The organism is Blochmannia endosymbiont of Camponotus pudorosus (assembly GCF_059934925.1).
On sequence record NZ_CP011793.1, the window covers coordinates 141512 to 158293 of the forward strand.

At 26.8% G+C, this 16782-nt stretch carries 12 protein-coding genes; 3 read left to right on the forward strand and 9 right to left on the reverse strand.

The genetic code is table 11. From position 1 onward, the window contains the following. The first annotated feature begins 1 nt into the window (after nt 1). The 3 genes from carA (at nt 2) to Bpudo544_RS00635 (ending at nt 5103) form a co-directional block, all read left to right on the forward strand. Entirely contained in the window at nt 2-1162 is a 1161-nt protein-coding gene (carA, locus tag Bpudo544_RS00625; RefSeq protein WP_500825428.1) for a glutamine-hydrolyzing carbamoyl-phosphate synthase small subunit, read from the forward strand. Nucleotides 1163-1173: 11 nt separating this feature from the next. Next, a complete protein-coding gene (gene carB / locus Bpudo544_RS00630) occupies nt 1174-4443 on the forward strand; it encodes a carbamoyl-phosphate synthase large subunit (protein WP_500825429.1) in 3270 nt (1089 codons plus the stop codon). Between the two features lie 156 nt (nt 4444-4599). Continuing rightward, nucleotides 4600-5103: a dihydrofolate reductase gene (locus Bpudo544_RS00635; RefSeq protein WP_500825430.1), complete on the forward strand. Its 504-nt coding sequence runs from the start codon at nt 4600-4602 to the stop codon at nt 5101-5103. Between the two features lie 27 nt (nt 5104-5130). On the opposite strand, the gene Bpudo544_RS00640 is transcribed toward Bpudo544_RS00635, so the two are convergent. From Bpudo544_RS00640 to leuA, 9 genes are all read right to left on the reverse strand, one after another. Then, a complete protein-coding gene (locus Bpudo544_RS00640; protein ID WP_500825431.1) occupies nt 5131-5958 on the reverse strand; it encodes a symmetrical bis(5'-nucleosyl)-tetraphosphatase in 828 nt (275 codons plus the stop codon). 105 nt (nt 5959-6063) lie between these two features. Continuing rightward, entirely contained in the window at nt 6064-6873 is an 810-nt protein-coding gene (rsmA, locus tag Bpudo544_RS00645) for a 16S rRNA (adenine(1518)-N(6)/adenine(1519)-N(6))-dimethyltransferase RsmA (RefSeq protein ID WP_500825432.1), read from the reverse strand. Next, entirely contained in the window at nt 6839-7885 is a 1047-nt protein-coding gene (gene pdxA / locus Bpudo544_RS00650; protein WP_500825433.1) for a 4-hydroxythreonine-4-phosphate dehydrogenase PdxA, read from the reverse strand. The genes rsmA and pdxA overlap by 35 nt, the downstream gene beginning before the upstream one ends. After that, a complete protein-coding gene (locus tag Bpudo544_RS00655; RefSeq protein ID WP_500825434.1) occupies nt 7878-9167 on the reverse strand; it encodes a peptidylprolyl isomerase in 1290 nt (429 codons plus the stop codon). The genes pdxA and Bpudo544_RS00655 overlap by 8 nt, the downstream gene beginning before the upstream one ends. A gap of 48 nt (nt 9168-9215) precedes the next feature. Next, nucleotides 9216-11606 carry an LPS assembly protein LptD gene (gene lptD / locus Bpudo544_RS00660; RefSeq protein ID WP_500825435.1) on the reverse strand — a complete coding sequence of 797 codons (2391 nt, stop codon included), beginning with the start codon at nt 11604-11606 and terminating at the stop codon, nt 9216-9218. 204 nt (nt 11607-11810) lie between these two features. Beyond that, complete coding sequence (leuD, locus tag Bpudo544_RS00665) at nt 11811-12428, reverse strand: 3-isopropylmalate dehydratase small subunit (RefSeq protein WP_500825436.1); 618 nt, start codon at nt 12426-12428, stop codon at nt 11811-11813. A gap of 21 nt (nt 12429-12449) precedes the next feature. After that, nucleotides 12450-13856 (reverse strand): 3-isopropylmalate dehydratase large subunit, encoded by a 1407-nt coding sequence (gene leuC, locus Bpudo544_RS00670; RefSeq protein ID WP_500825437.1) that lies wholly within the window; start codon nt 13854-13856, stop codon nt 12450-12452. Nucleotides 13857-13872: 16 nt separating this feature from the next. Beyond that, nucleotides 13873-14979, reverse strand: a complete 1107-nt coding sequence (gene leuB / locus Bpudo544_RS00675) for a 3-isopropylmalate dehydrogenase (protein ID WP_500825438.1) — start codon at nt 14977-14979, stop codon at nt 13873-13875. A 29-nt stretch (nt 14980-15008) separates the two neighbouring features. Next, a complete protein-coding gene (gene leuA, locus Bpudo544_RS00680) occupies nt 15009-16571 on the reverse strand; it encodes a 2-isopropylmalate synthase (RefSeq protein WP_500825439.1) in 1563 nt (520 codons plus the stop codon). Nucleotides 16572-16782 lie beyond the last annotated feature (211 nt).

The window sequence follows — 16782 nt, forward strand, 5'->3', positions numbered from 1 at the left end:
GTTGAGAACCGCATTATTAGTGTTAGAAGATGGTAATAAGTTTTATGGACAGTCGATTGGGGCATATGGGGAATCAACAGGAGAAATTGTTTTTAACACTTCAATAACAGGATATCAAGAAATTATAACTGATCCTTCTTATGCTCGACAAATAGTTGTATTGACTTATCCTAACATTGGTAATGTAGGTATTAATAAGTTTGATAATGAATCAGATAGGATTCAAGTATCAGGATTAGTTATACGTAATTTATCAATTATTGCTAGTAATTTGCATTCTATAATATCTTTATCTGATTATTTAATACAGCATAATATTGTTGGTATTTCTAATGTAGATACACGTAAATTAACTAGGTTAATTAGGGAAAAGGGAATACAACGTGCTTGTATTATAACTTCTTCTAATTTATTAGAAGTTCAATTAGCTATTCAAAAGATTTATGAATATTCGGTTGATTGTCAATTTAGATCAGTGTATGAGGTAAGTACATCTCAGAAGTATATTTGGAATCAAGGAACTGGTTGTGTAAATATTCAATATAATTATAGTTCTTCTTTGATTGCTTCTAAAAAATTGATTTATCATGTTGTAGTATATGATTTTGGTATTAAGTATAATATTATGCGTATATTAGTGGATTTGGGTTGTTTGTTAACTGTAGTTCCAGCGCACACTCAAGCTCAAGAAGTTATTGATATGCATCCAGATGGTATTTTTTTATCAAATGGACCAGGAGATCCTAATAAATATTCAGAAATTATTAATGTTATTAAAACTTTTTTAGTTAAAACAAAGATCCCGATTTTTGGAATTTGCTTAGGACATCAGTTATTAGCATTAGCTCTAGGGGCTAAAATAGTAAAAATGAAATTTGGACATCATGGGTCTAATCATCCAGTTAAAGATTTAGAAACCAACAAGGTAATGATTACTACCCAAAATCATAATTTTGTGATAGATATGGAAACTTTACCAAGTATATTAAAGGTAACTCATATTTCGTTATTCGATGGAACGTTGCAAGGTATTAAATGTGTAAATAAACCTGTTTTTGGATTTCAAGGACATCCAGAAGCTAGTCCTGGTCCACGTGACTCAATATTTATTTTTAATTATTTTATTAAATTAATTAAAAATTATCTTAACAGTAATGTTTGAGAGTGCTATTTATGCCGAAACGTACTGATATAAAAAGTATTTTAGTTTTAGGAGCAGGCCCGATTATTATAGGGCAAGCTTGTGAATTTGATTATTCTGGGACTCAAGCATGCAAAGCTTTACGCGAAGAGGGATATCGTTTAATATTAGTAAATTCCAATCCTGCTACAATCATGACAGATCCTGATATGGCTGATGTAACCTATATAGAATCAGTTCAATGGGAAGTTGTACATAAAATCATACAAAAAGAACGACCAGATGCATTATTATCAACTATGGGAGGTCAAACAGCTTTAAATTGTACTTTGGATTTAGATCAACAAGGGATTTTAAAAAAATTCAATGTTACTACTGTTGGAGTAACGGTAGATTCTATTCATAAAGCAGAAAATAGACAAAAATTTCAAGAGTCTATAAAAAAAGTTGGTTTAAACACTCCTAAGTCTGATATTGCTCATGATATTAAGGAAGCAATGTTAATTCTTACAAATATTGGATTACCGTGTATTATTCGTCCATCTTTTACCTTAGGAGGCAGTGGAGGTGGTATTGCTTATACTATAGAAGAATTTAAAAATATTTGTCAACGTGGTTTGTTTTTATCACCTAACCATGAATTACTTATTGATGAATCTTTGATTGGATGGAAAGAATTTGAAATGGAGGTTATGTGTGATCTTAAAGATAATTATATTGTTGTATGTTCTATAGAAAATGTAGATCCTATGGGTATTCATACTGGTGATTCTATTACTGTGGCTCCTGCTCAAACTTTAACTGATAAAGAATACCAAGTTATGAGAGATGCTTCTTTTATGGTATTACGAGAAATTGGAATAAAATCTGGAGGAGCTAATGTACAATTTGCGGTAAATCCAAATAATGGACGTATTGTTGTTATTGAGATGAATCCAAGAGTATCGAGATCTTCTGCTTTAGCTTCTAAAGCTACTGGTTTTCCTATTGCAAAAATTGCTGCTAAATTAGCAGTAGGATATACTTTAGATGAATTGTTAAACGATACTACAAATGGTCGAATTCCAGCATCTTTTGAACCTGCTATTGATTATATAGTAACAAAGATTCCTCGTTTTGATTTTGAAAAATTTCCAGGTCAAAATAATAGGTTATTAACAACACAAATGAAATCAGTAGGAGAAGTAATGGCAATTGGACGGAATCAACAGGAATCATTACAAAAAGCAATACGTGCCTTAGAAATTGGAATATTTGGATTAAATTCTAAAATCGATATAAATGATCCTAATGTGTCTGAAATTATTACTCATGAACTTAAATATGCTAGTGATAGTCGACTATGGTATATTGCTGATGCATTTCGTTATGGTATGTCTTTAGATCAAATTTTTAAATTAACTCATATTGATCGATGGTTTTTGAGTCATATTAAAGAAATTGTGCAATTAGAAAATGATGTTGCATCTAAAGGAATATCGTGTCTTGATAGAAAAAATTTATTTTTTCTTAAGCAACAAGGATTTTCTGATGTTAGATTAGGACAATTAACGAATACATCAGAGAATAAAATTAGAGAATTAAGAAATTTGTATGATGTACATCCTGTATATAAACATATAGATGCTTGTGCTGCAGAATTTTCTACAGATACTGCATATATGTATTCTACTTATGATGACGAATGTGAACATAGTGTTATTAATAATAATATGGAAACTATTATGATTTTAGGAGGTGGACCAAATCGTATTGGTCAAGGTATTGAATTTGATTATTGTTGTGTGCATTCAGCAATGACATTACATGAAGAAGGATATAATGTAATTATAGTGAATTGTAATCCAGAAACTGTTTCTACTGATTATGATATATCTGATATTTTATATTTTGAACCAATTACGTTAGAGGATGTGTTGGAAATTGTACGTATTAATAGATTAAAAGGAATAATTGTGCAGTATGGTGGTCAGACTCCATTAAAATTAGCTAAATTTATAGAAGAGTATGGAGGGGTTGCTATTCTTGGAACTAGTTCAAATATAATAGATCAAGCAGAAAATAGAGAACGTTTTAAAAGCGCAATAAAATATTTAGGGTTAAAACAGCCAAAAAATGTTACGGTTACTTCTATAGATTTAGTTTTAAAAAAAGCAGAAGATATTGGATATCCTATTGTAGTGAGACCTTCTTATGTATTAGGAGGAAGAGCTATGCAGATAGTATATAATGAAGAAGAATTATTGTTTTATTTAAAAAATGCTATCCAAGTATCTAATAATGCTCCGGTATTATTAGATCATTTTCTTGAAAATGCTATAGAAGTAGATGTAGATGTTGTGTGTGATGGAATTCAAGTATTTATTGGTGGTATTATGGAACATATTGAGTATGCAGGAATTCATTCAGGAGATTCAGCATGTTCTTTACCAGCATATACTTTGAATAAAGATATCCAAAATATAATACGTCAGCAAGTAAAAAGAATAGCTTTATATTTTAATATTCAGGGGCTAATGAATGTACAATTAGCTATTAAAAAAAGCGAAATTTATATTATAGAAATTAATCCAAGGGCTTCTCGTACTATTCCATTTGTTTCCAAAGCTATTAATATAGCATTAGCAAAAATTGGTACTCGTGTAATGATTGGTCAATCTCTGTCAGATCAAAAAATTGTAAAAGAAATTATTCCTCCTTATTTTTCAGTAAAGGAAGTGGTGTTGCCTTTTAATAAATTTTTAAATGTTGATCCGAAATTAGGTCCTGAAATGAGATCTACTGGAGAGGTGATGGGAATTGGACGTACTTTTGAAGAAGCTTTTGCTAAAGCTGTGCTAAGCAGCAGTCAATTTAAAATGAAACAAAATAATTGTCATCAAGGTTGTGTATTATTATCTTTTTCTGAGAAGGATTTAAAATTTGAAATAAGAGATTTGGTTGTTAAATTTCTTAAAAAAGGTTTTATGTTAGAAGTAACTGAAAAAACTGCAGATATGTTAAAAAATGTAGGTATTTTTTCTAAAATGATAAAAAAAATAAATGTAATGAATTTTTCATGTTTATTTAGTAAAATGAAGGACGGAAAATATAATTATGTAATTGACACAACAAACAATAACCCTACAATATGTTGTGATGAGATTAATAATGATTCTTCTATTTTATTAAGAAGTATGGCTTTACAAAGTACTATTCATTATAGTACCACAGTAAAAGGAGGAGCAGCTATTGTTATGTCTATTGATGAAGATCCAACAAAATATATTAAGTCTATTCAAGAGATACACATATCAGTTTAATTAATTAAAAATTATATTTAACTTGGTTATATTATGATTTTATATAATGTTTTTGATATTGAAATCAAATTTTATAATAAAAAGTAAAAATTTTTTATATAAGTATAAGTAATTTCTGATCGAAGCTAGTTATATCATATAATAATAATGAGTATGATGATAAGTTTAATATCTATAATGACAATTAATCATGTTATTGGCAGAAAAAATATTATTCCTTGGTATTTCTCTATAGATATGGATTGGTTCAAATATCATACTATTAATAAAGCAATTATTATGGGGAGAAAAACGTTTGAATCTATAGGAAAAAAACCATTACCTAAAAGGTTGAATGTAGTGTTAAGTAGTCAGTTATTAGATAGAGATAAAAATAGTGTTATTTTTGTAAATAGTCCTTATAAGGCATTGTCAATGTCTTTAATGAATAAAAATAAGGAAATTATGATTATAGGTGGAGAGTCATTATATAATTTATTTTTTCCTCAATGTACTAGGATGTATTTGACATATATTAATACTATTTATAATTATGGTGATACATGGTTTCCTAATTATAAAAGAAGAGATTGGAAGATAATATATAATATTTATAAAACATTTAAATCTAAAAGTAATCGGGTTTACAATTTGAATTTTAAAATTCTTGATCGTTATTAACGTATTAATGTTAATGTTATATTAGAATTATGAAGTAGGTATACAGGACTCTTGTATAATTTTTTTATCTTCCCATCTTAATAAAGTTAATTCTCCTCCCCAACAACAGCCAGAATCTAATCCATAAATTTTATCAGTAATTTTAATATTTTTTAATGATGCCCAATGTCCAAAAATTATACTATATCCAGTAATAGTTGTTAATTTTGATAAATTAAACCAAGGAAATATATTCGGTGGGGCAAATCGAGGAAGATCTTTATACTTCAAATTTAATGTTCCGTCTAAATAAATATATCTCATTCTAGTGAATACAGTAAGATTGTTTTGTATTTTTTCTAATTGGTTTATGTGAATATTGTAAGTTTCTATTGTATCTTTTTTTTGTGTATCGTTTAAAAATAATAATATAGGTTGATTGCTAATTAAGATATTTTCTATTTCTTGAGCATATAATTTTGTTTGATTAATACTCCATTTAGGATGAATGCCAGCGTGACTCATTAATATTTTTTTATTGTCATCGATATAAAGTATGGGTTGATAACGTAACCAATTTATTAATTCATCTATATCTGCAGCATTAAGAATATCTTCAAAGTGGTTATTTTTTTTTTTATTTGTTGCAGAAAAATATGTTTTTAATAGATGTAAATCATGATTTCCTAGTACTGTACAAGCGTTTTTTTTTAAACTTTTAATAAAACGCAGTACTTCTAACGAATTTGGACCTCTGGAGACTAAATCCCCAGTAAGATAAAGAAAATCAATGTTTGGGTCAAAGTTTACATGATCTAATATATTTCTTAAGTTCGTATAACAACCATGTACATCCCCAATAAAATAAGTAGTCATTGTTACCTATAATACTAATTATATATAATGTTGTTTGTTACTGTATAAAACAAACAATTAATATTTGTATCAATTATAACAATTTTGTTTTTTTAATCAACCTTATTAGCGTTTGTTATGTAAGATATCTGCAAGTAGACAAAATTGTTGAATAGTTAAATTTTCTGGTCTTGACTTGATATCAAGACCGTATTGTTTTATTTCTTTTGTACTAAATAGGGAAGATAGACTATTTTTAATTATTTTTCGTCTTTGGTGAAAAGCAATTCGAGTGATTAAAGATAGTGATGTTATGTCAGTAATTGGATAAGGAGTATATGTATGATAAGGAATAAATTTTATCATCATAGATTCTACTTTTGGAATAGGTATAAATGATGATTTTGATACTTCCAATAAAGGTGATACTTTGTAGTGATATTGAGTCATAATACTTAATCTTCCGTATGCTTTATTATTAGGTTGCGCTATAATTCGTTTACCTACCTCTTTTTGTAACATAAAATGCATATCAAAAATGACATCAGTATATTTAAATAAATATATGATTAGTTTTGTAGCGATGTTATATGGTAAATTTCCTATTAATCGAATTTTTTGATTAGAGTTTGGAGGAATAAGATGAAAAAAATTTATTTTCATGACATTTGTATTTAAAATTTTTAATTTTTTAGTTTTAAAATTTTTTAAAAGTTTTTTAGTTAAAAGAGAATCGCATTCTATTACTGTTAAAAAATCAACAATTTTTAGTATTGGTTTAGTTAAAGCTCCTAATCCTGGTCCAATTTCTACTATAATTTGATTTGGATGAGGTTTAAATATATCAATAATGGAATCAATTATATGTTGATCTTTTAAAAAATTTTGTCCCCATTTTTTTTTAATTATATGTTGTTTGTACTGTATTTTTTGCATAATTACTAGAGTTTTTTATCATATTAATAGCAGTATTGATAGCTATATCTATACTATTGGCATTTGCAATGCCCAACCCAGCTAATTTTAAAGCACTACCATGATCAACAGAGGTTCTAATAAAAGGCAATCCAAATGTAATATTAACAGATTTTCCGGGCCTAGAAAATTTTAGTACAGGTAATCCTTGATCATGGTACATAGCTAAGATTACGTCTGCATGACGTAAGTATTGTGTTTGAAAAATAGTATCTGCAGATAAAGGTCCAGTAATATCACAAATAATATTTGATTTTTTTAAATTATTTAAGGCAGGTATAATAATTTCAATTTCCTCTGAACCAATGAATCCTGATTCTCCAGAATGTGGATTTAAACCACATACATAAATTTTAGGACGTGAAATATTAAAATATTTTTGTAATCCCGTTACAAGAACGGTCATAGTATTATGGATAGATTGTTGAGTAATAGATTTTGATACAGAAGATATAGGAATATGTGTAGTTAATAATGCTACTTTTAATTTATCATTGCTTAACATCATTACAGGTGGTGTATTTATACCACTAATTTTAGCAAAAAATTCAGTGTGTCCATAAAATGGTATTCCTCCTTTGTTTAAAATAGCTTTATTTATTGGACCGGTAACTATAGCTGAGAATTCTCCATTTATACATCCTTTGACAGCTCTATTTAAAGTATTAATTACATAATTGTTATTAGCTATATTTAATCTTCCTGGGATAACAGAATTGAATAATGATACATTTAGTATAGATGATTCTCCAGGTTTGAAAGGGAGTATTTTTTTTTTGACATGGTATGGCCATAATTTTAATGGTAGATTGATTCTTTTTGCTCTATCTAGTAATAAATTGGCATCAGCACATATAATTAATTCTACAGGCCATTTTTTTTGGATAGCCATAACAACTATATCTGGACCAATACCAGATGGTTCTCCTGGAGTGATGACAATTCTATGGTGTTTATTGTTGTAATTAGTCATTTTTATTAAGAATTTTGATGTATGATTCAGATTTTAATTCATAAATCCAATTATTTAAGTTTTCATTAAATTTTTGGCATAATAAATACAAGTAAGCACGTTCTCGTATTATTTCAGAATAGTTTAATTTTTCAATATCTATTAATTTTATTATACCCCATGTATCAAAAATATACATAGGATCACTGATTTGATTTTTTTTTAGAGAAAGTAAGGATTTTTGTACTGATAAATTAAAGTTGTTCAAATCTATCCATTTTTCTGAAATACCGTAATTTTCAGAATAGAAATTTTTTGATTTTTCTTTAATTACTAGATCAAATGTGATATAATGGTTGTTAAGTTCTTCTTTAATATTGAATAATTGTTTTTTTACATCTTGTATGTTAGATGTATTTTTAGATAAAATACTATTTATTTTTACTCTAGTTATTGGAAAGATAGTTTTTTTAAAACGTATATCTTGAATTTCCAAGATATGAATGCCATCGTTCGAGTGAATTGGTCCAATAATATCACCTGGTTTAACTATTTGTAAATATTGATCAAAAATCATTGGGATATCTTTCCACGAAATCCATGATGATTTATTTACTGTAATTCTTGGAAAAATACTGTTATTGTAATATGTGTGTATTAAATTTTGAGTATTTTTTTTAGATTTTATTGTGTGTATTAATAATTCTGATAAATTATTTGAAATATTAATTTGATCTAATGATGGATGTATAGGTAATTCAATAATAGTGTGTATTAGTTTGAATTGTTTATTTATATCAATGAAGTTTGATTGTTGAATTATTTCATTTATTTCGTATGAAGAAATATCAATACGTTGATATGTAATTTGATTACATATAAGTTTATTGAGTATTTCTTGACGTATTTCTGAGGAATATTGTTTATAATTTAATCCGTATTTGTTTAGTTTGAAAAGAAATTGGTTTGTTGTCATATTTCTAGAAGAAGCTATATAATCAATTATACTGTCAATTTGACTGTAGTCTACATTAATATTTTTTTTATTTGCTATTTGAGTAATTAGATTATCTATAATTAATTGGTTTAATATTGTATGATACAAGTTTTTATCTTGAATAAGATAATGTGTAAAATTGGATGGATTTAATTTAATAATATTAATTTTATTTAAAACATCACTGTGTAAAATGATATTATGATTGACTAAAGCTACAATTCTATCTGTGGTTTGTTCAATACAATACGTTGTATTGGTTTGCAATAAAAATAAAATTAAAAATAATAATTGCATGTATTTCATTGTATATACAAATGATTATGAATTAATGTTGTAATAATATGTATTGCATTACATATTATTAATATAGGGTATCATACTAGATTGTAAAAGTTTATAGGGATTTAGATAAAATTTAGATTTTGAATTATTTATTTTGAAGTAAAATTGTATTTTTTTATCATATAGTCCAGTATTTAATAAATCATTCCAGTTAATAATTTTTTGTTCGAAAAATATGGTAAAAATCCAGCAAGGATTAAGTCGTTGTATTCCTATAGTTTGATTAATAACATGATTATATTTTATGCTATAGTATTGTGAATAGCTTATTGTCCAATTTTTTAATAGTGGATAATAAATAATAGCTCCTAATTGAGAAATTGTTTGAGAATATATTGATGAATTATGATAAGTTAAGTGTTTCTTCAGATACTTTGAATTAATATATTTATAGTTTATTTGAAATATATGTTTATTTTTTTTGTTATGCTCTAATATAATGTTGCCAAAAGAGAATTCATTAATAGGAATATAGTATTGCACTTCAGAATGTATATTCCAATAATTATTTATATTCCAATGTCCCATTCCGGAAACTAATAAAAATTTTTGAATAAATTGATGAAAACAAAATTTATAGGCGTTATTGTAATGTATACAAAAGTTATGTTGTTTTATGTGTAAAATATTACCTATAGATAAATAATATAATTCATTATGATTTTTAAAGCATCGAGTGATTATACTGCTTGTAATTTGATTAGAAGGTTCTATGCGATCTAGTCCACTATATATGGAATTATAAAATAAATTATTATAAGTTGTATGAATCATTTTAGTATCGTATATTCCAATATTTCTTTGAAAATGATAAGGAACATATAAATATTGAAATTTTGGTTCTAAAAAATATTTATATTGTTTAGAGATATTTGTTTTTTTTTGAAAAATTACATTTCCTTGTATTTTAAATTGAGGAATAATTCGATTGATATTTTTGTGTAAATAATTTATTTTATCTTGTTGTAAATTATAATAATTAATATTATTTTGTTGATAATGTGTAATTTTAAGTTTTGTTTCTACATTTAATTTTCCCCAGAAATTGTTTATTATAAAATTTATTGTTGGTTCTGTGTGCATTCTGATTGATGTAGGATAAATATGATGGGATGGAATAAATTTTGAAAATTGATTAAATATTTGAAAGTAAAGTAATTTTTTGTAAAGATTAGAGTATACATGTAATTCTAATTGTGGAGATGCTTTATAAATTGGGTATTTTTTTTGGTTTGTTTTGTTTTCATAAAAGTTATCGTTTCCTAGATAAAATAGGTTGATTTTATAGTGTTTATTATTGTAGTAACAAAGAATTTTCTGATTTATAATATTATTGTCGGGTAATTTAATATTTATTTTGGAGGTCTTCTTATTTAAAGAAAAATTAAAATTGTTGTTTGTTGTGTAGTCAATATCACAATGCCATTTGTTACATATAAATCCATTATGTTTCCAGTATAATTTATAGAATACATTGGAATAAGAAGCATGCGAAGGGTATGTCGCATTATTTTTTATAATATTTGCAATGATGAATCCGAATCCTGGTTTCAATGAATAATGTATTTTAGTTTTTAATTTAATTTTTGAATTAGATATAAAACATGGAGAAATAACTCCAGAATAATATTTTGAAAAAACTAAAGGATATGGTATTTCTAATATTATTCCATGTTTTGAGTTGTATTTTATATTAGGAATATAAGATTCTAGGATATTTTTTTTATTTAGAGAAATAGATAAGTAAGGACTATAAAATATCGGAATTTTTTTTATTGTACAGCATGCATCCCAAATATCAATGTTATTTTTATGGTGATCATAAACTATTTTTGAACCTATTATGTTCCAAGTATCTTCATTAGAAGAACATGTAGTAAATTTTCCTTGATTTAAAATGGTATAGCGGTAGTGTTCGTTTTGGATAATATATGCTGCTTTTCCTCGAATATTTGGTTTAAATATATAATATTCACTGTTGTAAAATTTTATTTTTTTGTTATTTAAATCAAATTGAGCAGAAGACCCTTTTAATTGAATATAATTATTTTGAAAACGTACATTATTTTCAGCATATAGTATGGGTTTGTATAATTTATAATTATTGTGATAATAAAAAATTGTTAATTTATCGGATTTGATAATATTATTATTTTGTTTAATATTAATATTGCCAAAAAATTGAATTTTTTTAGGATAATCAATTTCTATTTTATCGGAGTGAATATGTATTGTTGTATATAAGTGTGTTTTAGTATTAACATTGTTATTTTGTAAAATTTGTGATGTGTTTAAATAATATAGATTATTTTGAGAATTGTGAGTTAGTGATGTTTGTGTATAGAGTATTAAATAACTTAAACTAATAAGTTGTATTGTACGGTATAATTTTAATATCATTAATTTATTGTTAAGCTATACATAATATAAAAATGTTGATTTATATAAGTTTATTTATAAATTTAAATATAATGTGTTATTTATTATAATATTATTTGATATATTAATATTTTTAATAAATTATGTTAATATGAACGGAATAGGGTTTATAAAGTAATATAATTTTTATGAGCATGCAGCATAAAAAATTTATTATTTGAGTTTTTATTTTAAGAAATTGGGTTGATTATCTTCATATTTTTGAATGGTTGAGTGATGTTCTAATGTTAGATTAATTTTATCTAAATTGTTAATCATAAAATTTTTATGAAAATCACTTATTTGAAATGAATATTTTGTATTTTCGGTCATTATTGTTTTGGTATGCAAATTGACAGTTACATTCATTACTTTATTAGTGTATGTTTTTATTTCTTTAAATAAAGAATTTACTTCTAGTTCTGTTAATATTGCAAGTAGTAGTCGATTATTAAAACTGTTTTTGTAAAAAATGTCTGCAAAACTTGGAGCTATAATTACTCGAAATCCATAATCAGTAAGAGCCCATACTGCATGTTCTCGAGATGAACCACATCCAAAGTTTTTTTGGGTTAATAAAATGCTAGCATTTTTATAATTTAAATTGTTAAGTATGAAATTATAATTAAGAGTGTTAGTTGTATTTCCTAGAAAACGCCAATTAAAAAATAAATATTTTCCAAAATTATCTCTGGTAGTTTTTTGTAAGAATTGTTTAGGAATAATACAATCAGTGTCAATATTAGCAATATCTAGAGGTAGTATAATTCCTGTATGTTGATTAAATGGTGTAGTGATGTTCATATTTTTTCTCAGCAGTTTGTGTTAATTGACAAAATATGTGCGAATATCAACAAAATGCCCAGCAATGGCAGCAGCTGCTGCCATTGCTGGGCTTACTAAATGAGTTAATCCTCCTCTTCCTTGTCTTCCTTCGAAATTTCTATTACTTGTAGAAGCACATCGTTCTCCTTTGTTTAATCGATCATCGTTCATAGCTAAACACATTGAACAACCAGGTAAACGCCATTCGAATCCTGCTTTTAAAAATATAGAATCCAATCCTTCCTTTTCTGCTTGTTTTTTGACTAATTTAGATCCAGGAACTACGATTGCTTGAATATGATTAGAAATCTTATAACCTTTAATAAGGTTAGCGGCAGATCGTAGATCTTCAATTCTTGAATTAGTGCATGACCCTATAAATACCTTGTTTATTGGAATATTTGTTAAATAAGTATTAGGTTTTAATTTCATGTAGTATAGCGCTTGTTCTGCAGATTGTCGCTCTACAGGATCATTAAAAGATTCTAATTGTGGTATAGGTTGATCAATAGAAATTACTTGGCTAGGATTGGTTCCCCAAGTTATTTGAGGTTTGATATAGGATACATCAAAGTTAAATATTTTATCAAAATAAGCATCTTCATCCGAATATAAAGTCTTCCAATATATGAGAGCTTGTTCCCAATTTTTGTGAGTAGGGGAGAATTTTCTGTTTTTTAAATAATTATAAGTAATTGAATCTGGAGCTATTAAAGCAGAAACAGCTCCCATTTCAACAGACATATTACATAAGGTCATTCTTTCTTCCATACTTAATTTTTTAATAATCTCTCCAGAAAATTCTACTATATGATTAAATGCTCCTCCGTTTCCTACTTGTCCAATGATAAATAAAATAAGATCTTTTGCCGTAATTTTATGAGGTATTACTCCGAATAAATTAATTTTCATAGATTTATGTCTAGGTTGACGTAAAGTTTGTGTTGCTAATACATGTTCTATTTCTGATGTTCCAATACCAAAAGATAAAGCTCCGAAAGCTCCATGAGTTGAAGTATGTGAATCTCCACATGCAATTGTCATTCCGGGTAACACAATACCTTGTTCTGGAGCTAAAACATGAATAATTCCTTGATTAGGATGATTTAAATCGAATAATTTAATTTCAAAATCTTTACAATTTTTAGTCAACTGATCTAGTTGAATTTGAGCTGTTTCTTTAATGCAATTAAAATCTTTTAAAATAGTAGGAACATTATGATCCATAGTAGCAAAATTTTTACTAGGTTTTCTAACTTTACGGTTTTTGATTCTAATAGATTCAAAAGCTTGAGGAGATGTGACTTCATGCAATAAATGACGATCAATATATAATATAGGTACATCATTTTTATCTTCATGTACTATGTGTGTGTTATATATTTTCTGATATAGTGAATGCCCCATAATAATACCCTCTTATTTATTTTGTATTTTTATGTATTAATGAAGTTATAATGTCACCCATTTCGTTAGTGCCTATTACATTTTCTTGACCATTTTTTTTGGATATATCTGGAGTACGATATCCTAATGCTAATGCAGAATATACTGCTTGTTCGATAATTTTAGCGATATGATCCAACTGTAAACTATATCTAAATAATAAAGCAGTAGAAAGAATTTGAGCTATAGGATTAGCTAAGTTTTTTCCAGCAATATCTGGCGCAGATCCTCCGGCTGGTTCATATAATCCAAAATTATGTTCATTAAGACTAGCGGAAGGTAGTATTCCTATTGATCCACTAATCATGGCACATTCGTCTGATAAAATATCTCCAAATAAATTTGGACATAAAATAACATCAAATCCAGATGGATTTCGAATTAATTGCATAGCAGCATTATCTACGTATAAATGTTGTAATTGAACATTTGGATAATAATGTGTAGCTAATTTTGATACTGTTTCTCTCCATAAAATAGAGGTATTTAATACATTAGCTTTATCTATAGATGTAACATGTTTGTGTCTTTTTTGAGCCAATTTAAATGCAAAATGAGCAATGCGTTCAATTTCAAATCGGTGGTATACAGCAGTATCAAATGCACGTTCTTTTAATTCTGTTCCAAATCTTCCTCGAGGTTGACTAAAATAAATACCTCCGGTTAATTCTCGAACACATGCAATATCTAATCCATTAGAAATAATTTTTGATTTTATAGGAGATAAATCTATTAATTTTTTAGGTAAATATATAGGTCTGAAGTTAACAAATAAATTAAAATGTTTTCTTAAGGTTAATAATGCTCCGTATTCCGGTCTTTCTACTCCTTTTAGATGATCCCATTGAGGCCCTCCAACTGCTCCAAATAATATTGCGTCTGATTGTTCACAACATTTTATAGTACTGTCGGAAAGAGGAGTACCTTCTGAATCAATTGCATTTCCTCCTATTTTGTACTCTGTAGTAATAATATTAATTTTAAAATTGTTTTTTATTGTATTTATTACTTTAAGAGCTTGCTTTATAATCTCTGGTCCTATACCATCACCTGGTAATATTGCGATTCGGTAGTTATCTTTCATAAATATGTTTAAATTTTTTCAAATGTTAGTTATTGTTCATTATATTGTCTATCATATACGCGGTTTTTCATAATTTGTTTTGTACGCCAAATATTATTTAAAGCTTGAATTATAGCTGTAATTGATGCATCAATAATGTCTACAGACAATCCCATACCATGAAAATTTCGATTTTTATATGATATTACAACATTGACTTGTCCTAAAGCATCACGATCGTAACCTTTAGAATGAAGCGTATATTTTTCTAAACTTATAGGTAGTTTTGTGATATTTATTAATGCTTCGTAGATTGAGCTAATTGGTCCGGTTCCTATTTTTGAACAGGAATACATGTGTTTTTGATTGCCACAATATAGTTCGATAAACGATTCAGATACTCCAGATGAATCAGTACGAATATTAAACGATTTTATTTTAAAATATTCCATTTGATCATAGGAATTATTTGTAAAAGCTAATGCTTCTAAATCATAATCAAATACTCTTCCTTTTTGATCAGCTAATTTTAAAAAAACATTATATAATTTATCCATATTGTAATCTTTATCTTGATAACCCATTTTTTTCATATGGTATTTTACTGCTGCTCTTCCAGATCTAGATGTTAAGTTTAATTGCATTTTTTTTAATCCGATACTTTCAGGAGTCATAATTTCATAATTTTCTCTATTTTTTAAAATTCCATCTTGATGAATACCTGAAGAATGAGAAAAGGCGTTGGATCCAACTATTGCTTTATTTGATGGGATGGGTATATTACATAATTGACTGACTGTTTTACTAGTATTGTAAATTTCTTCATGGTGTATATTAGTATATGCATGCAGGAGATCTTCACGTATTTTGATAGCCATAATTACTTCTTCTAAAGCAGCATTTCCTGCTCGTTCTCCAATACCGTTAATGGTACCTTCAACTTGTCGGGCTCCAGCTTGTATAGCAGCAATAGAATTTCCAACCGCCATTCCTAAATCATTATGACAATGCACAGAGATTATGGATTTATCAATAGTAGGTACCTTATTGTATAAGGAAGTAATAATTGTTCCAAATTGATATGGAGTAGTATACCCAACAGTATCTGGGATATTAATCGTTTTAGCTCCAGCTTGTATAGCAATTTCAACTATACGGCATAAGTTATCTATTGGGGTACGTCCTGCATCTTCGAAAGAAAATTCAATATCATCAGTATATTTTCTTGCATATTGTATTGAATGAATAGTCATTTCTATAATTTGATCAAAATTTTTTCTTAGTTTAGATGTAATATGTATATTAGATGTTGGTAAAAATATATGTATTCTAAAATTTTGTGCGATTTTTAAAGCTTCAGCTGCTATATCAATATCTTTTTCTACGCATCTTGCTAAACCACATATTGTGCTATCTTTTATTTGTTGTGCTATTGTTTGTACTGATTTAAAATCTCCTGGAGAAGATATCGGAAATCCAACTTCTATTATATCTATTCCTAATTTTTCTAATGCAAAAGCGATTTCAAGTTTTTCATTAACTTTTAAACTAGTTTGTAAAGATTGTTCCCCATCACGTAAAGTTGTGTCAAAAATAATTACTTGTTTCTTCATAGGATTAAAATATTCATTTTTGATGTAGTGTTGAGAAACAGGGTAAATACCTACTAATATAATAGCGTTAATTTTTAATGTTAAGGTATTTGATATCTGTACAATAATAAATTATTACATTAAACTTAATTTAATCTAATTAAATATAATTTGTCAACTATAAATCATATAAAATACTATTATTTTAATAATAATGAGTATATTATAGTGT

Coding starts and splice junctions, on each gene's coding strand:
- Bpudo544_RS00635 (WP_500825430.1), top strand. CDS start 4,600: ATGATAAGTTTAATATCTATAATGACAATTAATCATGTTATTGGCAGA.
- carB (WP_500825429.1), top strand. CDS start 1,174: ATGCCGAAACGTACTGATATAAAAAGTATTTTAGTTTTAGGAGCAGGC.
- Bpudo544_RS00640 (WP_500825431.1), bottom strand. CDS start 5,958: ATGACTACTTATTTTATTGGGGATGTACATGGTTGTTATACGAACTTA.
- rsmA (WP_500825432.1), bottom strand. CDS start 6,873: ATGCAAAAAATACAGTACAAACAACATATAATTAAAAAAAAATGGGGA.
- Bpudo544_RS00655 (WP_500825434.1), bottom strand. CDS start 9,167: ATGAAATACATGCAATTATTATTTTTAATTTTATTTTTATTGCAAACC.
- leuC (WP_500825437.1), bottom strand. CDS start 13,856: ATGGGGCATTCACTATATCAGAAAATATATAACACACACATAGTACAT.
- leuA (WP_500825439.1), bottom strand. CDS start 16,571: ATGAAGAAACAAGTAATTATTTTTGACACAACTTTACGTGATGGGGAA.
- leuB (WP_500825438.1), bottom strand. CDS start 14,979: ATGAAAGATAACTACCGAATCGCAATATTACCAGGTGATGGTATAGGA.
- leuD (WP_500825436.1), bottom strand. CDS start 12,428: ATGAACATCACTACACCATTTAATCAACATACAGGAATTATACTACCT.
- pdxA (WP_500825433.1), bottom strand. CDS start 7,885: ATGACTAATTACAACAATAAACACCATAGAATTGTCATCACTCCAGGA.
- lptD (WP_500825435.1), bottom strand. CDS start 11,606: ATGATATTAAAATTATACCGTACAATACAACTTATTAGTTTAAGTTAT.